At 40.5% G+C, this 20,911-nt stretch carries 19 protein-coding genes and 1 tRNA gene; 9 read left to right on the top strand and 11 right to left on the bottom strand.

The window, feature by feature from the left end; translation table 11 throughout:
• Window positions 1–12: 12 nt before the first annotated feature.
• The 3 genes from EHR01_RS00370 to rktP are packed head-to-tail and all read left to right on the top strand — an operon-like array spanning window position 13 to window position 2,162.
• A complete protein-coding gene (locus EHR01_RS00370) occupies window positions 13–282 on the top strand; it encodes a Sec-independent protein translocase subunit TatA/TatB (RefSeq protein ID WP_004787433.1) in 270 nt (89 codons plus the stop codon).
• Window positions 283–291: 9 nt separating this feature from the next.
• Complete coding sequence (tatC, locus tag EHR01_RS00365) at window positions 292–1,071, top strand: twin-arginine translocase subunit TatC (protein ID WP_208721716.1); 780 nt, start codon at window positions 292–294, stop codon at window positions 1,069–1,071.
• Window positions 1,068–2,162 carry an Arg-Lys translocation region protein phosphatase RktP gene (gene rktP, locus EHR01_RS00360; protein ID WP_135692499.1) on the top strand — a complete coding sequence of 365 codons (1,095 nt, stop codon included), beginning with the start codon at window positions 1,068–1,070 and terminating at the stop codon, window positions 2,160–2,162. The genes tatC and rktP overlap by 4 nt, the downstream gene beginning before the upstream one ends.
• Here rktP and bla read toward each other — a convergent pair.
• The 9 genes from bla to EHR01_RS00315 form a co-directional block, all read right to left on the bottom strand.
• Window positions 2,139–3,029: a subclass B1 metallo-beta-lactamase gene (gene bla / locus EHR01_RS00355; protein WP_244309927.1), complete on the bottom strand. Its 891-nt coding sequence runs from the start codon at window positions 3,027–3,029 to the stop codon at window positions 2,139–2,141. The genes rktP and bla overlap by 24 nt on opposite strands.
• A 103-nt stretch (window positions 3,030–3,132) precedes the next feature.
• Window positions 3,133–4,413 (bottom strand): ATP-dependent Clp protease ATP-binding subunit ClpX, encoded by a 1,281-nt coding sequence (gene clpX, locus EHR01_RS00350; RefSeq protein WP_135692497.1) that lies wholly within the window; start codon window positions 4,411–4,413, stop codon window positions 3,133–3,135.
• Between the two features lie 16 nt (window positions 4,414–4,429).
• The gene (gene clpP / locus EHR01_RS00345) at window positions 4,430–5,032 is read right to left on the bottom strand and encodes an ATP-dependent Clp endopeptidase proteolytic subunit ClpP (RefSeq protein WP_100791427.1); all 603 of its coding nucleotides are present in this window, start codon (window positions 5,030–5,032) and stop codon (window positions 4,430–4,432) included.
• Window positions 5,033–5,035: 3 nt separating this feature from the next.
• Complete coding sequence (gene tig, locus EHR01_RS00340) at window positions 5,036–6,382, bottom strand: trigger factor (protein ID WP_135692495.1); 1,347 nt, start codon at window positions 6,380–6,382, stop codon at window positions 5,036–5,038.
• A gap of 62 nt (window positions 6,383–6,444) precedes the next feature.
• A tRNA-Gly gene (locus EHR01_RS00335) sits at window positions 6,445–6,516 on the bottom strand.
• A 148-nt stretch (window positions 6,517–6,664) separates the two neighbouring features.
• A complete protein-coding gene (locus tag EHR01_RS00330) occupies window positions 6,665–7,360 on the bottom strand; it encodes a TenA family protein (protein WP_135692493.1) in 696 nt (231 codons plus the stop codon).
• 18 nt (window positions 7,361–7,378) lie between these two features.
• Window positions 7,379–8,041 carry an arylesterase gene (locus EHR01_RS00325; protein WP_135692492.1) on the bottom strand — a complete coding sequence of 221 codons (663 nt, stop codon included), beginning with the start codon at window positions 8,039–8,041 and terminating at the stop codon, window positions 7,379–7,381.
• A 115-nt stretch (window positions 8,042–8,156) separates the two neighbouring features.
• A complete protein-coding gene (locus tag EHR01_RS00320; RefSeq protein ID WP_425269967.1) occupies window positions 8,157–9,380 on the bottom strand; it encodes a hypothetical protein in 1,224 nt (407 codons plus the stop codon).
• On the bottom strand, window positions 9,370–10,074 hold the full coding sequence (locus tag EHR01_RS00315; protein WP_135692491.1) for an OmpA family protein: 705 nt from the start codon (window positions 10,072–10,074) through the stop codon (window positions 9,370–9,372). The genes EHR01_RS00320 and EHR01_RS00315 overlap by 11 nt, the downstream gene beginning before the upstream one ends.
• Before the next feature lie 302 nt (window positions 10,075–10,376).
• On the opposite strand from EHR01_RS00315, the gene EHR01_RS00310 reads away from it, so the two are divergent.
• Window positions 10,377–13,142, top strand: a complete 2,766-nt coding sequence (locus EHR01_RS00310) for a hypothetical protein (protein ID WP_135692490.1) — start codon at window positions 10,377–10,379, stop codon at window positions 13,140–13,142.
• A 10-nt stretch (window positions 13,143–13,152) separates the two neighbouring features.
• Here the strand turns inward: EHR01_RS00310 and EHR01_RS00305 are convergent, their stop codons facing one another.
• The gene (locus tag EHR01_RS00305; protein WP_135692489.1) at window positions 13,153–14,322 is read right to left on the bottom strand and encodes a DUF3095 domain-containing protein; all 1,170 of its coding nucleotides are present in this window, start codon (window positions 14,320–14,322) and stop codon (window positions 13,153–13,155) included.
• 89 nt (window positions 14,323–14,411) lie between these two features.
• Between EHR01_RS00305 and EHR01_RS00300 the strand changes: the two genes are divergently transcribed.
• Window positions 14,412–16,178: a glycoside hydrolase family 3 protein gene (locus tag EHR01_RS00300; RefSeq protein ID WP_135692488.1), complete on the top strand. Its 1,767-nt coding sequence runs from the start codon at window positions 14,412–14,414 to the stop codon at window positions 16,176–16,178.
• 3 nt (window positions 16,179–16,181) lie between these two features.
• Here EHR01_RS00300 and EHR01_RS00295 read toward each other — a convergent pair whose 3' ends face one another.
• Entirely contained in the window at window positions 16,182–17,327 is a 1,146-nt protein-coding gene (locus EHR01_RS00295; RefSeq protein ID WP_135692487.1) for a hypothetical protein, read from the bottom strand.
• A gap of 44 nt (window positions 17,328–17,371) precedes the next feature.
• Here EHR01_RS00295 and murA point away from each other — a divergent pair, with 44 nt between their 5' ends.
• From murA to EHR01_RS00275, 4 genes are all read left to right on the top strand, one after another.
• Entirely contained in the window at window positions 17,372–18,676 is a 1,305-nt protein-coding gene (gene murA, locus EHR01_RS00290) for a UDP-N-acetylglucosamine 1-carboxyvinyltransferase (RefSeq protein ID WP_135692486.1), read from the top strand.
• A complete protein-coding gene (locus EHR01_RS00285; protein ID WP_135692485.1) occupies window positions 18,677–19,351 on the top strand; it encodes a 4Fe-4S dicluster domain-containing protein in 675 nt (224 codons plus the stop codon).
• A 179-nt stretch (window positions 19,352–19,530) separates the two neighbouring features.
• Window positions 19,531–19,845, top strand: a complete 315-nt coding sequence (locus EHR01_RS00280; RefSeq protein ID WP_002973161.1) for an LIC10235 family protein — start codon at window positions 19,531–19,533, stop codon at window positions 19,843–19,845.
• A gap of 137 nt (window positions 19,846–19,982) precedes the next feature.
• Window positions 19,983–20,762 (top strand): hypothetical protein, encoded by a 780-nt coding sequence (locus EHR01_RS00275; RefSeq protein WP_135692484.1) that lies wholly within the window; start codon window positions 19,983–19,985, stop codon window positions 20,760–20,762.
• Window positions 20,763–20,911: the final 149 nt, after the last annotated feature.

The following is a 20,911-nucleotide window of genomic DNA, read 5'->3' as shown; positions in this document are numbered from 1 at the left end:
TAAGAGGGAAATATGCCATCCAATCCGTTTTCTTTTCAAGCACCTATTGCTTTTTTTAATTTGGGACCATGGGAGATTGCACTCATTGTTTTCTTAGCGTTACTTTTTTTTGGCGGAAAACGACTCCCTAGCCTTGCCAAAGATTTGGGTTCTGGAATCAAAGAATTTCGGAAATCCTTAACAGGCCAGGAAGACGAGCCATCTCAAACTAGTTTTCCACAAGAAGAACCAAAGTCAGCCTCCACAGGCGCTTCCAAATCCGGAAAAAAGAAAAAAGCATAAGACGAAATCTTGGCTGGGAAAAAAAGAACTGCACTGCTACCGCCGGAGGATTCCGAAACCAGGGAAAAATACATGTCCCTGGGGGATCATTTAGAAGAACTCCGCCAAAGACTCATTTATTCCATTTTAGTGGTCTCTGCCTTTATGGTAGGAACCTTGTATTTTGGAAGTGAGATCCATACCTTTCTCATCCAACCTTATAAATCAGTTCTCGGCCCCGATGCCCATTTTTTTCAGATCCAGCTGATGGCTCCGTTTCTGATTTATCTCAAAACCTCGTTTATTTTATCAGTTCTTGTTTCTTTGCCATTTCTCTTGTACATCCTTTGGGGATTCATCGCACCTGCCGTGGACCCAAGGACTGAAAAATGGGGAAAGTTCATCATCCTTTTTTCCACCTTACTCTTTTGGTCGGGACTTGCCCTTTGTTGGTTTACTGTCTTTGAAAACTTCCTTCGGGTTTTCCTAGTGGTACTCAGACCGGATGGAGTGGATCCTTATTTACCGATTGACGAATACTACGATTTGTTTTTTAATTTGCACCTAGTGTTTGGTGCTTCCTTTCAATTGCCCATCGTCCTCATCCTACTCGGTAGGATTGGTTTCCTTTCTTCTAGGTTTTTGATTTCTAGATGGAGAGAGGCAGTCCTAATCATTGCGGTTGTGTCTGCCGTTTTATCTCCAGGCCCCGATGTTTTTTCTATGTTAATGTTACTGGTTCCTCTTAGTTTTCTATTCTTTCTTTCAGCCATCATTATGAAAGTATTGGAAACAACAGATCGCAAATGAGTTTTCGAGTTAAACTTCCTGTACTCTTAGGGATCATCAGTTTTCTATTTTTTATCATTCATTTTTTATTTGCAGAATTTACATTTACCCATTGGCAAAATCCCAAAGGAGAAAATGCACTTAACTTTAATTTGGTTGGGGTTTATTCTTCTTTTGTTTTCTCTCTGTCCATTGGTTTTTTAACTTATTATTTCCTGGGATTTTTATATCAGTACATTTTACATTTAATTGCCCACATCCAAGATGACGAACTGCCCAAAGACATTCGTAATTTAAAAAAAGACACTGAAGAATATAAAATATATAAATCGGTTCGTTTCACACTCCTCCAAGGAGATGAAAGTTTAGGGGAAGAACAATTCGAAAACAAGTTTGATTGGAAAACCAACCAAGCCGCTTCCGTGAACAAACAAATCCCTGACATTCAGATTCCAAAAATTCACGGTTTTGATGTCTCCGTATTCCCATCTGTCATGCGTTATGCGGGTGCAGACTACATTCGGATTGTCAGAGCAAAAGATGGAATTTTTGGAATCCTTGCAGGCCATTTGGAACCAGGGATTCTTGAATCCTCTGAAAAAGTTTTCATTCATGGAATCATCTCCTCTTTTGGAGATGGAATTTTTTCGACAGAAGAAATTTTGGAAAAACTAAAAATGGCACTCCACCAGTTTACTTTTTTAAAATTAAAAATCTCAGCTTTTGTGATTCCAAACAGAGAAGATAAAATGTCTTTTTTACATTATATGGACATGCCTATCTTTCAATTCTCTGACCACGGAATCCAAGTGATTGAAGGAAGTGGAGATGACCATTGGTATCCCAATCACAAACATCCGCTTTCCATTGCGGATGGGATTGAAATTGGAGATTATTTGGTTTGGGCAAGTGACAGAACCCTCACACAGTTTGGGCTCACTTCCTTTGAAATTATGGAAGAGTTTGTGGATTATCTTTTGGATTTAAAACCAAGTTCTTCCAGACAGATGTTACTGGCCATTGCCAAAAAGATGAGCGCTTTAGGAGCTGAAAGAAATCTTACAAACCCAATGGAGAAACTTTCTATCTTAGTGGTTCGGCGAAACAAGTAAACGAATCGTATGGCGAAGTAAATCCAACTTCCCCCAGTCGCCATGACCGGGAACCACAACTTCTGCATCTGGATAACGAGAAAGAACCCTTTTCACAGAATTTGGCCATTCGTTTAAATCCGCTTCTTTTACATTCCCCAAGTTTTCTGCATCCAAAGCCTTCACCAAACAACCCCCAAAGAGGATATGTGTATGGGCAAGCCATACCACAATATTGTCAGCTGAATGCCCATGGCCTGGAAAAAAAACTTCTATTGATTCATTTCCCAGAGCAAACCTTGTTTGGATGTCAAGGATAGGATTTGTTTTTCCAAATCCTCTTTCTTTTGCTAGTTTCGCTGTTAAGGAAGTGCTATAAACCGGAATGTTTCGTTTTTGGAAGAGAGGAACCCCCGCCATACGGTCGTCATGTGCATGAGTCACAATTAAAAACAAAATTTCTTTTTGGAACTTGGTTTGGATCTCAGAAAATAGTTCTTCTGTTTGTGATTCCGTCCAAGGAGTATCAATGACTACGACTCCTTTGTTTGAGAGAACCACAAGGCCATTGGCCGAAAAGACCTGACCCTGGAACTCTCCAAAACTGCGGTGGATCCAAACGGTTTCTTTGATTTTTTGCCACTCTAACCTTTCGGAAGAAGGTAAGGGCTGATTGGATTCAGGTGGAAGAGAAATTACCGAAGGGGGTTCGGAAATTTTCTCTAGTTGGCAATGGAAAAAAGAAAATCCGGCAATACAGAAGACCAAAATCAAAATATGGATTCGTTTCTTAGATGGCGAAGAGGAAAGAATGTTTGCGGTTTTGATTGGATCGAAATAACGTTGCTGCGAGGGTTTTATTGGATCAGAAGCAGTCACAGGCATCATAGGTTACTCCTAAAAAAGAAAAACCTATCCGTAAGATAGGTTTTTTATCATTTCTCAAGATCCAAAATTTTAGATTTCGAATCCAGAGTTTGTTTTTGGAACTTTAAGCGATTTTTTCGATATCACCTTTGAGGATGGTAATCGGAGCTTCTTTTTTTAGAACGGTTTCATCAGTCACAACCACTTCCAATACATCTTTCCTAGAAGGAATTTGAAACATAAGCTCCATCATGATCTCTTCTACGATGGCACGAAGTCCGCGAGCACCACTTTCTCGTTTGATGGCCGTTTGGGCAATGGCCTCTATCGCAGATTCTGTGAACTTAAGTTTTACATTCTCAATATCAAACATCTTTTGGTATTGTTTGAGAAGAGAATTTTTTGGTTCTGTAAAAATGGATTTGAGACTTTCAATGGTGAGTTCATCCAGAGTGGCAATGATTGGAAGTCTTCCAATAAATTCTGGGATCAGACCAAACTTCATGAGGTCATCTGGAATCACATGGTGCACCACCGATTCCCCTTCTTCAATTTTACGACCCTTATCGTTTACGATTTCATTGGAATGAAAACCAATGGATTTTACACCAACTCGTTGTTTGATGATGTCACTAAGACCCACAAATGCTCCCCCACAAATAAAGAGGATGTTTTTGGTTTCAACTGGAATGTATTCCTGGTGTGGGTGTTTGCGCCCACCTTGTGGTGGCACATTGGCAACAGTTCCTTCAATGATTTTGAGTAGAGCTTGTTGTACACCCTCTCCACTCACATCACGAGTGATGGAAGCAGAATCAGACTTACGAGAAATTTTATCAATTTCGTCAATGTAGATGATTCCCATCTCAGCACGTTTGACATCGTTGTCTGCATTTTGAATGAGTTTGAGGATGATGTTTTCTACATCCTCTCCCACATAACCTGCTTCTGTAAGAGCCGTTGCATCAACAATAGCAAATGGAACTTTTAAAATACGAGCCAGAGTTTGGGCAAGAAGAGTTTTTCCCGAACCAGTAGGTCCAATGAGCATGATATTGGATTTTTCCAATTCCACATCTCCCGCCTTACGTTCGTTATGAAAGATTCTTTTGTAGTGATTGTAAACGGCAACTGACAAAGCTTTTTTGGCTTGTTCTTGGCCAATCACATACTGGTCTAAGATTTTTTTGATTTCGGTTGGTTTCGGAATGTCACCGACAATGGCAGTTTTTTCACCACCTTGCGGTTCTTCTGCGATGATTTCATTACACAATGAAATGCACTCATCACAGATATAAACACCAGGACCAGCGACAAGCCTTCTTACTTCGTCTTGGGCCTTTCCGCAGAAAGAACAATGTAATTTTTCTCTGGAATTACCCGTTTGGCTTGGACGTTTGGTCATGATGTGAGCCCCTCTTTTAAGCTTGTGGCATCTGTTTGCGTTCTTGGATGACGTTGTCGATGATGCCGTATTCTTTGGCTTCGTCGGCGCTCATAAAGAAATTTCTCTCTGTGTCTTTTCGGACTTGGTCAGAAGATTTTCCTGTATGTCTTCCATAAAGATCGATGAGTTTGTCCTTGATCTTGATGATTTCTTTGGCAGAGATTTCGATATCGGAAGCTTGTCCGCCTGCTCCACCATAAGGTTGGTGTAACATAATTCTAGAATTGGGAAGTGCGGAACGTTTTCCTTTGGCCCCACCTGCAAGGAGAAGTGCTGCCATAGAGGAAGCCTGTCCAATACAAAGGGTTCTTACCTCAGGTTTGATGAGTTGCATGGTATCGTAAATTGCAAGTCCGGAACTCACATACCCACCAGGGCTATTGATATAGAGATATATATCGCGGTCAGGGTTCTCAGCCTCCAAAAACAAAAGCTGTGCCGAAATCACATTGGCATAGGTTTCGTCGATGGCAGATCCAAGAAAAATGATCCGGTCTTTCAAAAGCCGTGAAAAAATATCGTATTGGCGTTCGCCACGGCTTGTTTGTTCGATGACATAAGGCATAAGTGTAGACATAGTTTACTCTTCTTTCCCGCTAAGAATTTTCTCAGCTTCTTCCGTTGAAATAGTCTTAGGCGACTTCTTTTCTACCTCAGCGTATACAAACTCGTCGATTTTATCAAACAGGAATTTGTCACGGTAGTAGGTTTCCGCCTTCTGTTTTTGGACTTCTTTTTTAAGGGTTTCGGCAGGAATTCCTTGTGTAACCGCTTCTTTTTCGTATCCCGCTTCTAATTCTTCGTCAGAAATCTGGATTTTGTGGTCTTCCGCGATTTTCTGCTTCAAAATATAGGTTTGGATGCGTTTTTCTGCTGCTTTTGAGAAAGATTCACGAACCTCTTTTTCTTCCTTGTTCAATCGTTTTGCGTAGTCAGCAAGCGAAGATACAGGAAGGCCAAATTCACGCATAAAGTTTTGGAAAACAGTTTCTGTTTCTTCGTAAATTAAAGATTCAGGAATGATGAATTTAGATTCTTTGATGATTTCGTTATAAGCATCATCAGTGGCACGTTTTGTGAGTGCGTTACCAAAAATTTCAACGAGTTGTTTTTTTGTTTTTTCTTTTAACTCTTGTAAGTTGGCAGAACCATCCACTTCGGATGCAAATTCATCATTGATTTCTGGATATGTTACTTTGTAAATCGCAGAGACAGTCACAGTATACACAATGGTTTTTCCAGCAGACTCGGGAGACTGTGGGTAAGAGTCCGGATATGTGAATGAAAACTCTTTTGTTTCGTTTAGTTTCATTCCAAGTAGGTTCGTTTCAAAACCAGGAGGGTTTTGAGGAGCTCCCATTTGGAATTTTCCGACTTGGCCTTGTTCTGGGTATTCTTTGTCGGTTTCTTTAAACTTGTAATTGATCTCTAGAAGGTCAGCGGATTCCACTGGTTCGCCCTCTTCTTTCAAAGAGTTACGAGCCATGTTTTTTTGGATTCCTTCCAATTCTTTTTGTATGTCCGCATCAGAAATTTTAATTTCTTTGGGTTGGATTTTGATCTTCTTTAACTTTGGTAAGGTGACTTCTGGTTTGGTGTCGTAAGTGGCTTTGGCTTTGGCACCAGTATTTTTATCAAATGTTTCCATTTGGAATTGTGGCAGGCGAATTGGTTTGTGTTCCAATTTATCAAACAAATCTGCCATTGCTTGGTTGAGCATAATGTTGGCAGCATCATCCATTACGGAATCCCCAAGAACTTTTTCGACCATATTGAGAGGTGCTTTTCCGGGGCGAAAACCGGGGATTTTTACTTTTTCAGATGCATTTTTGTATGCCTTAGAGTAGGCAGTTCGGACTTCTTCAGCGCTAAATTGAATGCTTAAGTCACAGGTTGCGTTGTTATTTTTTTTTGCCGTAAATTCCATCGTATTATATCCAGTGTAAATAAAGAGAGTGTAGTGGAAAGAAAAAGAAGCGTACCTTCATTAGCGGGAAACGGGACTTGAACCCGCGACCCTCTCCTTGGCAAGGAGATGCTCTACCGCTGAGCTATTCCCGCAGAAGGTTTGTGAAACCATCATTTGGAATCTTAGCAAATCGGCAAGGAAAAAAGTCGAAAATTGCAAAGGAAAATTGGAGGTCATAGGGAATTCTCCCACCTCTAAACTAAACTTTTAGGGACCTAAAGACGACCGACTAACCGTTATTTAACGAGATGGCCAGTTTTGTTCCGTCCAAGCCTGCTCCCAAAACATCCACTCATAATTACAACTTTGTTGGAAGGCAAGCACTGCCCTTTTTTTGGAATCCTCATCGGCAAGGTCTGCATACTTTTGCAATCGACTCAAAAGACCTGTCATATATTCATTGAACCCGGGATCGGAATACATCAGAAGCCAAGAAGCATAAGGATGATCTTCTGGAATCTTTCCTTTTTCTTTGAGTAAGTGTTGGCCAAGGTCAATATAAAGCCAAGGACAAGGAGCTATGGCCGCAAATCCTTCCACCACCGACCCTTTGACAACGGAGGCAATCATATGGTTTTGGTAGGCTAAATTATTTGGCGTTGGCTCAGTTTCCGCAATGGTTTTGGCATCATAACCCAAAGTTTTTCCATAACCCATGTGCAGTTGGCTTTCCACCACAAGGGCCATCTTGGCCGCATCAATCAGCCAAAGTTTATCATCTGGATCTGTGACCCTGGTGGATAAAATGGCGCAGGCATCTGAAAAAGATTCTAAATATTTGGCATCTTGGATTTGATAAAAACGAAAGATTTTGGGATTTAGAGATCCATCAGCAAGAGCACGAACAAAAGGATGAGAGAAAGAAGCACCAAATGATTGTTTTGCGGATGACTTACAACGTTCTGCAAAACTTGGGATAGGAAAGGGACTAGTCATTATTTGACTCCAATCAAATTATTTTACGAGTAGTGGTTTAAGATAAGGATAAACCGTATCAGAGACTAGTTTGTGTCCAACTTCCGTCGGATGGATCCCATCCTTTTGGTTGAGTTTGCGAATGGAGGCTACTTTTTCCAAAATAAACGGAACCAAAGGAACATCTTCTTCCTTAGATAAATCCGGATAAATGGAATTAAACTCTTTAGCGTATTTTTTTCCCATATTGGGAGTGGCATACATTCCAACTAACAATATTTTGGTGGAAGGATATTGGGATTTAACTTGTCGAATCATTGCACGTAAATTTTCTTTTGTTACGTTAGGACTAATCCCTCGTAACATATCATTGGCACCTAGTTCTAATACAAAAACCGTTGGTTTTTCTGCCAAAACCCATTCCAATCTCCCTAGGCCTCCACTGGTTGTGTCCCCCGAAACACCAGCATTTGTCATTTGGTAGGAATAACCTTCTGCTTTGATTCTTTTGGTAAGGATATGTGGCCAAGCGTCTTCAAAATCAAGAAGTCCATACCCTGCAGTGAGTGAATCACCAAAGTAGATAATTCGTTTTGTGTCGTTGGACCTTGTCGATTCCTGTTTGTTGGGATTGGAATTGTCAGAAGAATTTCCGCAAGCAATCGTTAGAAAAAAACTAATCAATAAAAAATACCGCATCATCCATTAGATTGTTTGTATGGAAAGAAAAATCAAACATTTTTAGAGTGAGTGATTTTCTCTCCCACGAATGGATTTGGAAAAGCAGGACCACAGAGTGCAGAGAAAAAGGATATTGTTAGTAAATTTTATCTGCGTCGTAGAAAAATGAGACACCGGGCATAATATAAAACTCCGTCACAGTATGTTTGATCGAATTGGACATTTCGGCAAACCCAATGTATACACTTCTTGCGGAATAATCACTTCTTGGAACGTTCCCAATTGTATCCCCTAAATAACTATCATAGGTTCGTTTGACATCTTGGCGGATCATTCCTATGTCCAAAGTAAAACGACAATATTGAAAGGAAGATTCTAAATTGAAAATAGTTCCCTTGTCTCTGACCTTCCCACCATAAGCAGGAACCACGGCATTTAAATTGGAACTTCCGTCAGAAAATACTTCTTGGATGATTTGAGAACCTAACACAGAAAAGTTGCCTTTTCGATCTAACAACTCCAGACGAGCCCGAAGTTCCCACCAATCACGGAGTTTAAATTTAGCAAAAATTCCAGGTAAAACTCCTTTCATTGAATATTCTGCATTGGCATCCCCACCGATGGACCAAGTGGCTTTATTGGGAACGGATGCTTCAGGCCGACTTGTCGAATACGAACCATAGGATATATTATTTCGTTCCGTATAACGATGGAAATTGATGGAAGGCCCAATCATAAAAATTTTAGAAAAAGGATGTGTATAAGAAAATCGTAAGTGTTGGCTTACACCTTCAAATCGTAGCAAACGATTCCCTTCGAAGGTACTGGCCCAATAAGTATCGGTCCTTGGAGAAAAGAAGTTATTGGATGCAGGCAGGTCACGACTGTAAACACCAAGCGAAGTATCTTCTGCAAACTGCACTTCAAATTTGTTTTTATAACCGTACCGAATGTCCCAAAATTGAGAATTCACTCCCAACTCTTTGGCTGGTTTATAAGGAATCGAAAGTGGAGCCCCTGGTTCTGTGATTTGTCGAAAGAGAGAGTTTTGAAACCAAGCAGGTCCTGTTTCATTTAAAATGGCGGGTGATAATTTTCCAATCCCCCAACCACCACGAAACATCAACCTATGTTCATACACTTGGTTGAAGACATCCATACTAGTTTTGTTATCTTCTCTATCTTCCAAGGGAATAGAAGTTTTGTTTCCAACCTCTCCTCCTTCTTTTTTTGTTTCAGTTGAGTTCACTTCTTTAGAAGTTTCTTCTGCAAACAAAGGGAATAATATTCCCAAAAGGAAAATCAAAAATAAGAGAGAGTGTAAGGATGTAAAAAAACGATTCCAGAAATTAATAAACAATGCGAACCGTCCCTACGTAAACCTCTGTTCTACGGTTTTTCTTTTCCGCAAGCATTGTATCGACTATTTTTTGTAAATCAGCGAAACCATCCACTTCCTTAAAACGTTCTTCAACAATTCTGTGAATGAGTTTTAATTCAAGTTTTACGGATTGAGAACGTTCCTTACTTAACTTAAGGTTCATTGAGAATGCACCCACACTATCCGTGTGTCCACCAATTCGACAATTGGTTTCAGGGTATGCTTCCATAGCGTCCCCAACTTTAGCGATGAGTTCTTTTGCTTTTGGAGTGAGAGTTGATTTTCCAGATGGGAAAGCTACGTCCCCATCGATCACAATTAAAAGTTCTCGTAACCTTTTTTCATCATCTTCAATGCGTTTGAGTTCGACCCCTTTTCCAACAAGACTTCCTCCAACTTCTTCAAATGGAGTTCCAGAGTGTTCAAAATCACTGCGAAGACCTTTATACAATTTCTCCAAATATTCCGAAGTTCCCAGTTTATCCAAAGAACCTACTGGTAAACTTCCCAAATAGTCGCCGGCTTTCTCTTCTTTAGGAGTGACACATCCGCAGAATTTTTGAAAAGCAACTGAATCCTTCCATTCTTGTTTTACAATACTATTGCAATTGATAACAAATAACAAAAGGAAGGTGGAATGTATTATGATTGATAAGTATATTCTTTTACGCATAAAAGCCAACAGTCCTTATCTTGAGAAGTGACTGGGAAAATCAAATGAAAATTAGTTCAGCTAAAATTAACAGATTTAGAAATAAAAAGGAAAATCATTCTACCATAAAGTTGACACATACATTAGGAGTTCACACTAGAATCTCCCCTCAGATTCCACTACAAACTGCTTGTTTTTTCACCACCAACTAACGCACATATGGAGACCGACTCAAAATAAATTTCAAATTGGATTTTCGTTGCTCCGATCTGATTGGTGAAAACAATTGGACAAGCTAAAGACGCTGGAACCTGGAAATGATTATGAACTTTTACCAAAAGATAAAATCCTCAATTTTAATTCTATTTCTCTCATTCTTCCTATTCCAAAGTTGCAGTGGACAGGTTACTGCGGGAGATACTTTCCTTTTTGGATTTAGTGAAAAGTTTGATCGGTTGCTTGGGAACGAATCAACTGTAGCTTGTTCGTCAGACGTGACAATTACAACAAAAGCAGTGTATTTGGAAGAAGACGGAGATACAACGGCGACCTTCAATGCATCTAACGATTCAGGGCTGACATTGGGTGGAGCTCAACAATGGGGATATAGCATTTTCGAAACTTGTATCTATCCTAACTCTCCATTTAGCGGGTCTTTGGAGATTCCTGTTTCAGTTACGTCAAACTATGGTTCAAGAGTTGCTTCTGTTAAATCATTCCCAGGAGCGGAAGTTGTTATCCCAACCAAACTTACGTTTACCGCAAATGGAGTGTCAGAGAGACAATGTTTTAAATTTACCGCTACCCATGATTCACTTCGGAATCCTGTTGTAGACCCCATGAAGGTAACATTGGGAACAATGATACAAAAAGATGGAAGTGGAAATGAAACTTCCGGAACGTATTCCGGAAAAGATGCCTGTGATATTTCTGTATCACTGGATGATGCGGATGGACCAGGGGTTAGAGTTTCCAATATTTCGCGAGTGATGGAAGAACCAAGTCCATCAGCGTCTGAGACTTATGGAACTTTTCAAATTAGATTACGCACTGCTCCGACTGCAAATGTAACCATGTCGATTAATGATACTTATGATGCAGTGAATGTAAATAACCGAGAAGGAAGTGCCAGCCCAAAAACTTTAACATTCACTACCGCTAACTTTGCCACACCGCAATTGGTAAGAGTGGATGCAGTAGATGATTTAGAAATTGATGGAGTCAAAGTTTATACGGTTGAAGTTGGAAGAACTTCTAGTTCAGACTCCGAGTACAATGACATCAAACCAAGAAATGTGGTCGTTTACAATCGTGATCAAAGTGTTCCCGGTTATGCATATGTGAGGTATGATGCCACTACAGGTAGCACCGGAACTGCTGGTGGTGCTATCGATCGTTTTGCTACCGATGAAAGCAATCAATTGGGAACTAAGTATTCCAACTTTCAGTTAAAATTACGAACCAAACCAACAAATAATGTTACTCTCACCTTTTCCTCGAATTGTGGGAATAAATGTAATATTTTAACACCAACGTTAACTTTCACAGCTTCGAACTGGAATAGTTACCAAACTTTCCAAGTAGAAGGTAAATCTGATTCAGCAAACTCTGGTAACGCGAATTATACAATTTCCTTCGTTGCATCTTCTGCGGATGCTACCTATAACACAACAGTTACGGAACCTACTTTTACAGTTCGTTCCTGTGATAATGATGGAACTCATTTATTACAACCATGTAATTTCTCAGGCTCTCCTTTGGCTACATCAGGCTCTAGTGACCGGCTCACTGCTACTGAAGGAGGGACTTCACATATATGGATGATTGCCCAATCGAATCCAGGGGCAGATGTCACCATTGGCCTCACAAGTACAGATACAAGCGAAGGCACAGTTCCTGCGTCTGTTACAGTGAGTAGCACCAACTATAACTTTATGGAGTTAGGTGGAACGAACCGCGTCCTTCTGACTCATGTTGATGACAATGAGGTTGATGATACAGTTAACTGGGACGTGACTACCGCTTTGTCCACAGGAGCAGTCGCATACAATCCCATTGATATTTATGCCAAAACCACAGACAATGAAGCGTATTTCTATGTCAGTAAATTGGGTTCAACAAAAGAAAATTCTTCTGCCCCAGCTGATACAGCAACAATCCATGTATGTTTGGGAGCACAAAATACGGAAACCATTACCGTCAGTGTGGCTTGTGCAACTTTCGCGGCTGGAACTGCTGCATTCGGAGAATGTGGAACTCTTTCTACTGCAACACTTACCTTTCCCGCAGGAAGTCGGGTGGATGATGCCGATGCAAGTAATGCTAATTGTGCCAATTCTGCAAGAAAACAAACTGTTACCATTCTTGGTGCCGATGATAACTTTGCTGATGGACCCCAAGACTATACAGTCAACCTTACAAAAAATGCAAATACAGATGCAGTGTATTCCAGTGGTTCGGCTACTTTATCCAACCAAACCATCACCAATAGAGACGATGAACCATTGGGCAAAAGAATATATGCTAGTGTCATAAACACTCCTGGAGAAATGACCGCCGAAGGAGTGTTTGCTGCTGACAAAACATGCAATAATAATAGGCCAAGTGGTGTGACGGGCGGAACTTTCAAAGCTTTAATTGTAAGCGATAGTGGAGCAGATACAACTGTCCAAAACAAACGGGTCCCCAATGGAATCAATTGGGTATTAACTTCAGGATATCATTATTACCGTTGTAATACTTCTGGTTATGCGAACTGTAGCGACGAACATTCTTCTTTATTTGTTGCAGATGGTTCGGCTGGATTTGATCCTACGAATCTACCTAGAGAATTTTCCACCATTGGAGATCAGTATTGGACAGGGATGACAAACACTCTCTCACCCGCCACACAAGCTAGTACACCAGCTTGTCCCGGAGATGGATTAACTTATCGACATAACTGCCACGGGTTTAACTTCCAAAATTGTCCATCTACTCCGGCTAGTTTCTTATACGGTCAATCTTGGACCATGAGTTCTGCAAATAGTATTACAAGTCAGGAAGCAATTTGCACTGGATCAAAAAAACTAATCTGCGTTGAACAATAAAGACATTCTCCTACACCACCTTTAACTTTTCTTTCAGCATCTTGGCGGCCATAGCAAAACCGCCATCAGCGCCATCTACAAAATGAACTTCTTCGGAAGAGGCAACTTTTAATACACAGGTCATAAGCGACCGATTGGAAACAAAGATTCCATAACGGATAAGACCTTCTGTTTCCAATTGGTTCAAAAAAGATACAAGAGCTTCCCTATGTTCGTGAGATCCGTCAATCACCATCTTGAGAGTGCCATCATACTTACGAAAGTCTGCAGAAAGAACTTGGTAATCTTTTAGTTTGTCCAGTGAGTAGTGACCTGACTTTAAAGGGATTCCAAACCGCATAGCAAAAGCCATCACCGTTCTTTCGATCCAAATTTTCATTAATGTTAAATAGTATCGGAAACCACTGGATGTACCCACACGAGCCAGTGCTTCATTCCGTAAATAAGAACCCGAAGCAAGTTCAATGTTGTTCACACGTAAGGGATGGTAATCACCCTCTTCTCCATATTCAGAACGAATGAAATTAAGAACACGAGTGACCGTTTTTTTACAAACTCCAAAATCTTTGTGGATGGGTTTTACAATGAGAGAAACTATCTCGCCTCTCTCACTTGGAACGTCTTGCCAACGACAAGTAAATCCTGTAAAATCTGCAGGCAAAATTTTTTCATTTTCACGAACTAAATAAGATTCATCTTTCCCTTCTTTGATCCATGTTTCCGCAAGTGGCAATGCATCACCAAAAAGTGAACATTGGACATAGTGAGCAGAGGCTCTAAACTTACTTAGGAATAATTCTGTTCCAGCGCGGTACAACTCTTGGACGGGAACAATGCCTGCACGCATTTCTAAACCAAACGCAGACCGCACTTGCGAAATGGTATCAGCAATGGCGGAACGAATCGGAAACAATAAATTGATAGGGAGTAAAAAAGTGACTCCATCCCCACCAAACACAAATGGAAAATCCATATGTCCATACACATTGGCAACAGCTATGGCGGTAAGTCCACCCGCAGTGTTGACATCTTTGTACCGACCTTCTTCAATTGCTTTTGTGGATCCAACAATATCGGTAATGAGTATAAACCAATCATCAGGAACTTTAGTTGGCATCACACCATCAAATAAATTTTTAAAATTAGAACTGGGTGTTAGGTTTTTATAAAAGTCATCCACAAAAACTCAGACGTTAGATTCTGATCCAAAGTGGAAATTTTTCTTGGTTGTCTCGGAAAAGCCATCCGTAGATCGTACCATCATAGCTTATGAACCAAGTTCTACTTCGCACATCCTTTTCCCTCTTTCTCCTTTTTGGATTTTTTGGCTCCTCTTATTGTTTTGGATTTTATTTAACCGAACTTGCTGCCAATGAACGAAAAACTTGGTTGGACACAAAGGCCTGGGCCATCACCGAAGCAATGTCTGAAGAAGAACTTGTGGGCCAAACCATTCACATCGCCATCCCACAAAAGACAGTGGATGCTGTGGCTTTGGAAGAAATTGCGGCAACCAAACCTGGTGGGATCATTCTCTTCGGAAAGAATTTAGGCAAAAAAGAAGAAATCCTCTCTCTCACTCGTGGATTACAAATCGCAGCCAAAGACCAAGGCCTTCCTCCTTTTTTTATTTCTACAGACCAAGAAGGAGGCCGAGTTTTCCGTGTCCAAGATGGAATCACACCATATCCAGGTGCCATGGCAGTTGGCCAAACAGGAAGTACGGAATGGGGTGAAGTGGTTGGTTTTGTCACTTCCTATGAACTTCGTAACCTCGGGCTTAATTTTCTTTTTGCACCTGTTCTCGATATCAATAACAATCCACTAAACCCTGTAATCAACACACGTTCGTTTGGTTCTGATTCCAAACGAGTATCTGATGTTGCTGTTGCATATGAAAGAGGAGCACGAGCTGGTGGATGTTTGCCAGTCATCAAACACTTCCCTGGTCATGGTGATACCACTGTTGATAGCCACTTGGGCCTACCCATCATTAACAAAAGTTTAGCGGAGCTTGAATCATTGGAACTAGTTCCTTTCAAACGTTCCATCGAAGGGGGAGCAGAAGCAGTAATGTCTGCACATATTGTGTATCCCAAAATTGATCCAAAGTTTCCGGCAACTCTTTCCAAAACTATTTTAACAGATGTTCTGCGAAAAAAACTAAACTTTGATGGAATCATCATCACCGATGCAATGGAGATGCACGCTATTTCCAAAAATTACGAAAAAGACAGACCTGGAGTCCTTACTATCCTTGCCGGAGCCAATATTGTCCTCTTAACAAGTTGGGGAGAAACAGCAAGAAGGTTCAAAGCCCAATTAACCGATGCCTACAAAAACGGTGAGTTTCGATATGTAGACAAAGAAGGAAAGGAACAAGATAAACTAAAAGATGCGGTCCAAAAACAAATCCGCAAAAAATTAGAACTTGGTCTTTATGATGAAAATTCCATCTTACCTACTGTCTACGATGACAACCCAAAACAAAAAGAATTCCTCACCCACTGGAACGAGGAAAGAAACAAACGATATACAAAGTTAAACGAATCCAAAAATTTTGTAAAAGAAATCAACGAAGACTCCATTCGTGCTTACCCAAAATCTGTCCAAACTTCTGGAATCATACCAACAGAAACTTTATCGTTTGTAAAAAACAATCGTTTGAAAGAAACTCTCAAATCAAAAAAAATAAACACAGTTGCTTTCAAAACCTTCCAGACCCAAATAAAAGATAAATCCATCACTACTTATCTATTTGATTCGACTTCCGAAAACGAAATTCTATCGATTGTTACCTTAGCAAAAAAATACCCTAACAAACGATTTATCATCTTACATGGGGGAACTCCGTTTATCAAATTACCGGAACATCCAAATTTACAATATTTACTTTCTTTTTCCTTAACCCAAGGATCTTGGGAAGCATTTGGCGAAAAACTCACTTCTGGAAAAGAAATTCCAAAAGTGGATTTGATTTTATTACCCAAGGGATCAAAGACACCATCAAAAGGTGCCTTTCCCGAAAGGTTATAGTTCTTAAGACAATACTTCTCTGATACCACCTCGTTTGCGGATTTCTTCATACAAAGTTTTCCGCACAGTTTCATCAGCATCCACATAACGAAGAAGATACAAATCAGACTTTTGTTTGGTGGGCATCATCTTTGCTCGGATATGAAACATTGGTCCGTTATCAAAACCAAAACTCACTTCCCAAAGATCTTGTTGTTTCCAAATTTCTGGTGAAATTTCTACAGGAAACGTAAACAAAATCCCTCGATCAGAAAGTCTTTCCGAAAGAGTGATAAAAGGCCTAGGTGTTTCTTTTATATCGAAACGTTTTTCGTTATGTTCTTTTTGGTCTTTGGCAATTCGTTTCAAAACTTCCAATTGTTTATCAATATTTTCTTCTGTTAACAAAAGTTTATTTTTATCCAATTCCAAAACTTGTTTTTTTTCATCAGGTGGGGGCCAAGGGGCAACAGTGATGGAAAGTCTGTCTGTTAACATCAAATGTGACTCACCCTTTCTTTCAATTTTTCCATTAAAATGAAAGATCATCCCACTTTCATTGGTTCGCATCACCTTCCCTTCCAACAGATAACCACCGCTACTTGGTCTAAACACATAAAGTTTTGCTTCTTTACCTGGGACTAACAAATCCTTAGAAAGTCCCTTCATGGAAAGAAGGAGTTCATCCGTAGTTTTTTGCATGACATAGGTAAGTTCTTCTCTGCCATCAGCCTCTAATGCAGCCACTTCCCCTACTGTTAGTTCATTCAAGGAAAGAATTTCTTTTTTGAATTCAACCCCTGAGCGGAATAATTTATCAAAAAGATCTACTTCTTTCTCAGTGGTATTGGCATTGGATTTTAAAAAGTACCGATAGAGTGCATTTTTTAATTTGTTTCTGTTTTCAGGCAGAAGATAAATCTCACGTTCATCTTCATTTAGGTGATCATAAAATGCATGGAGGATGTTCAACTCCACTTGGTTGCATTTTCTTGCCACGGCATATCGTTGGAACTCAACCCAATGGTTGACAACACTGGTTTGTTTGTTTTGCAAATAATTCATCACCTTCACGTAAATAAAGGCGGCAACACCCATTAAAAAGATGTAAAAGAGGTAGATCGTATCAAATTTGGGAAAAATCCAAACGACTTGTGCTATAAAATTCATAATTTACTTTTCCTCATATCCGTATTGTGTCGAATGGAAGCAAGGTGAGTTCATCCTACTTCAAAATTATCGGCAAAAATCCTCTCAACGGGACAGTAGTTCCCCAAGGAAATAAAAACGAAGCACTCCCGCTTCTGGGGGCCCTCCTCCTTTGGGAAGGAGATGTCATTCTGGACAACTTACCGGAAATTGCCGATGTCCTGAAACTCATGGAAGTCCTCCGCCAAATTGGAGTGGAAATCACTGCCCTTGATTCAAAAGGATCATACCTCTTTCAGAAAAAAAATCCAGTGAAATCGGACCTTCCCTATGAACTTTGTTCGCAACTGCGAGGTGCAGTCACTCTTGCGGGCCCAATCCTTGCTCGCACAGGGAGAGTTTTCCTTCCCAAACCCGGGGGCGACAAAATTGGGCGCCGTCGTATGGACACCCACTTACTTGCCTTAGAAGCACTTGGTGCCAAAATTGAAGTTTTCCCAGATGGATATATGATCACAGCTGATCGTTTGGTGGGAAAAGACATCTTACTGGATGAGGCATCTGTCACTGCTACGGAAAATGCTGTGATGGCTGCTGTTTACGCAGAGGGCCTAACAACGATTCGTAATGCTGCTTCTGAACCTCATGTCCAAGGCCTTTGTCGGTTTTTAATTGCTGCTGGTGCCAAAATTGAAGGTGTAGGGACAAACCACCTAACCATCACAGGTGTAAGTTCTCTCCAGTCTCCTGCCGGTGGACTCCGACACAGGATTGGATCGGACTATTTAGAAATTGGTTCTTTTATCAGCCTTGCTGCTGTAACAGGTGGTGAAATCCACATCACTGATGTTAATTTAGAAGACATTCGAATGATCCGAATGGTCTATTCTCGTTTGGGAATAGAAGTAAGGCCTACAGAAAACGGAATCCTTGTTCCTTCCGATCAAAAAATGGAAATCATTCCTGATTACCACGGTGCCACACCCAAAATTGATGATGCACCTTGGCCTGGATTTCCAGCTGACATGACTTCGGTGGCTCTTGTCACAGCCACACAATGTAAGGGAACTGTCCTCATCCACGAAAAACTTTTTGAATCCAGACTCTTCTTTGTAGACAATATCATCGCCATGGGTGCACAAATCATTCTCTGTGATCCGCACCGAGCCATTGTGATTGGAGCCAATCGTTTGTACGGCCAAAGAGTGGCAAGTCCTGATATCCGAGCTGGGATGGCAATGATCATTGCTGCCCTTTGTGCAGAAGGACAAAGTGAAATTCATAACATTGTTCAAATTGATAGAGGTTTTGAATCGATTGATACCCGTTTACGTTCATTGGGAGCTCAAATCGAAAGAGTTTCTGATTAAATGAAACGAAAGGATCTTTTCCGCGAAGGTTTTAAATCTGTTTTCCAGTTTACCTTCACCAAAGCGGACGAAATTACCGAAGCCATCAAAGAAGTTTGGGAGGATGAAAAAACTCCCAAGGGAAAATCCTCTAAGAGTTCCCAAAGACTATCTGACAAACGAAAGTCGACACCGAAACCAACAACTGTCCGGAAACGAAAGACAAAAATGTTCCAGACACTTGCCCTGCCTCCAGGAGCATCTCTTGATTTTTTTTCCCTTTGTACTGGTTGTAATGAATGTATTTTTGCCTGTCCTTATGCCGTCTTATTCCCTGTTACAGTACAAGAATCGGAAAAGTCCTATCCTCATTTTGATCCCAATGCAAAAGCCTGTCATATGTGTTCCGACTGGCCCTGTATTAGTGTTTGTCCTGAGGAGGCTCTCCTGCCGTACAATTTGTCCGGTGAAAAACCAAATTTCGGTAAGGCGAAGGCCATCACAGAACATTGTATTAACGAAAAAACTGGTGAATCCACTTGTGATGTTTGTTTAACTACATGTCCTATTGAAAAAACAGTCAAATTTAAAGGGAATTTGCCGAGTTTTGTATCATCATCTTGTACAGGTTGTGGGCTATGTGTTGAATCTTGCCCCAGTTTTCCTAAAGCCATTCAAATCAAATTTAAAAAATAATAACGATCGCCTATCAATCGTTTTAGAAAAATAAAACACCGCAAAACATCAAAAAATTGTTATTCGATGAGAAAAATATCTTGAATTTTTCAGAGAGGAGAGAGATACCCTTGTTAGGGCAAGGGAATTTCCCTCGTCAAAAAAAAGATAAAATCTAGATTTAAAGGAAAAAGAAAGCTATGGAACCACAAAAAGTAGGCCCAGGACAAATCGACAAAATTGCAGAGGATTTGAAAAAAGATCCTGAAAAATCCATTGGAAATTACCTTTTCAAGGGTTTCAGAATTCAAATTTCTAAATACAAAGCTTCAGGCGCAGAAAGAGTACAACAACTCTACAAAAGAAGAAGAGCGCAAGGTCTTTGCATCGTTTGTGGAACCAAAGTAACGCGTAAAAACCCTGTAACAGGAATCCTTTACAGACTTTGTGACACTCACAGAGCAGAAATTGACCAAAAAAACAAAGAAAAAGCAAAAGCAAAAAAAGGAAAATAAACCTTTCGCCGCATTTTTCTAACTAAGAGGGGACTTTGGTCCCCTTTTTTGTTTACAGACCATTTCTGCCCTTTATCTTTTTTGTCATGAAGTTCCTCCTCCCAGTTTTAGCCCTAACCCTAATTGGATGTTCTCAAATGGTCTGGCGCCAAGCACAATTGGCAGAAGAAGTCTCTCCTAGCAACGATCCAAACACAAACTTAGTTCTCACCGTCACATACGAAGAGAAAGATTCTTGGAATCCTTTAAACGGAACCACTGACAAACGAAATTACAAAAGTAAAATCAAATTGGTAAAAAACACGGCTACTGGTGGGAAAACCATAAAAGAATGGGACTTACCTTCTTGGTCCCTAGGCGATGGAATTTTTTATCACACAGGCTCTTCCACTTTATTTGTGTTATATGGAAAAGATGATGAGTATGGAACCTTAAACCAAACTCTATCGCTTTATCCAGAAACTGGTGGTGCCTTTTCCTATCCTGCCTCTCCGGAAAAACGAATCATTTTCCAAATGGCACCTTCCCCTAACGGCAACTTGGTGGCCCTTGTGACAGCAAGTCCCACAAACGAAGGTGAGTTTTCCGAATTTGAACTCAACATCATCCAACTCTCAGATAAAAAAATCCAAAGTTTTCCTATCAACTTCTGGACCGCCCTCCCTCTCTACGGAATTCGTTGGGGAGAAGATGGAAAAAAACTCTATCTCCGAACCCCTGACCGAATCCTTCTCTGGACCGGATCTGCCATTGAAGAAACCAAATCTTTCCCTGACTGTTTTACAGTTTCCACAAACTTTGGCAAGTGGGCCTATGAATCAGCAAGCCTAGGCGAAGGTGGAAATGTCATCTTGGGCAAAAAATTACCCACACCTCGCCAAATCTCCAATATCGACCAAATCAAACTCTGTCGCTAGATCCGAAAGGATCTAGACCCTTCCTTCGCCCAAATGAAAACCCAAGGCTCCTAGTCCCCAAGGAGCTTTGGTTGGTGCCTTTCTGAAATCAGAAGACGAATTGGCCCAAACCTTTTCCCCCTTCTCAATTCGCTTGATTTAATTATGTC

The organism is Leptospira mtsangambouensis (genome assembly GCF_004770475.1).
GTDB classification, from domain to species: Bacteria; Spirochaetota; Leptospiria; order Leptospirales; family Leptospiraceae; genus Leptospira_A; species Leptospira_A mtsangambouensis.
The sequence above is the reverse complement of the archived record's forward strand: the minus strand, read 5'-3'. Positions and strand labels throughout refer to the sequence as shown.

Coding starts and splice junctions, on each gene's coding strand:
- EHR01_RS00370 (WP_004787433.1), top strand. CDS start 13: ATGCCATCCAATCCGTTTTCTTTTCAAGCACCTATTGCTTTTTTTAAT.
- rktP (WP_135692499.1), top strand. CDS start 1,068: ATGAGTTTTCGAGTTAAACTTCCTGTACTCTTAGGGATCATCAGTTTT.
- bla (WP_244309927.1), bottom strand. CDS start 3,029: ATGATGCCTGTGACTGCTTCTGATCCAATAAAACCCTCGCAGCAACGT.
- clpX (WP_135692497.1), bottom strand. CDS start 4,413: ATGACCAAACGTCCAAGCCAAACGGGTAATTCCAGAGAAAAATTACAT.
- clpP (WP_100791427.1), bottom strand. CDS start 5,032: ATGTCTACACTTATGCCTTATGTCATCGAACAAACAAGCCGTGGCGAA.
- tig (WP_135692495.1), bottom strand. CDS start 6,382: ATGGAATTTACGGCAAAAAAAAATAACAACGCAACCTGTGACTTAAGC.
- EHR01_RS00330 (WP_135692493.1), bottom strand. CDS start 7,360: ATGACTAGTCCCTTTCCTATCCCAAGTTTTGCAGAACGTTGTAAGTCA.
- EHR01_RS00325 (WP_135692492.1), bottom strand. CDS start 8,041: ATGATGCGGTATTTTTTATTGATTAGTTTTTTTCTAACGATTGCTTGC.
- EHR01_RS00315 (WP_135692491.1), bottom strand. CDS start 10,074: ATGCGTAAAAGAATATACTTATCAATCATAATACATTCCACCTTCCTT.
- EHR01_RS00310 (WP_135692490.1), top strand. CDS start 10,377: ATGAACTTTTACCAAAAGATAAAATCCTCAATTTTAATTCTATTTCTC.
- EHR01_RS00300 (WP_135692488.1), top strand. CDS start 14,412: ATGAACCAAGTTCTACTTCGCACATCCTTTTCCCTCTTTCTCCTTTTT.
- EHR01_RS00295 (WP_135692487.1), bottom strand. CDS start 17,327: ATGAATTTTATAGCACAAGTCGTTTGGATTTTTCCCAAATTTGATACG.
- EHR01_RS00285 (WP_135692485.1), top strand. CDS start 18,677: ATGAAACGAAAGGATCTTTTCCGCGAAGGTTTTAAATCTGTTTTCCAG.
- EHR01_RS00280 (WP_002973161.1), top strand. CDS start 19,531: ATGGAACCACAAAAAGTAGGCCCAGGACAAATCGACAAAATTGCAGAG.
- EHR01_RS00275 (WP_135692484.1), top strand. CDS start 19,983: ATGGTCTGGCGCCAAGCACAATTGGCAGAAGAAGTCTCTCCTAGCAAC.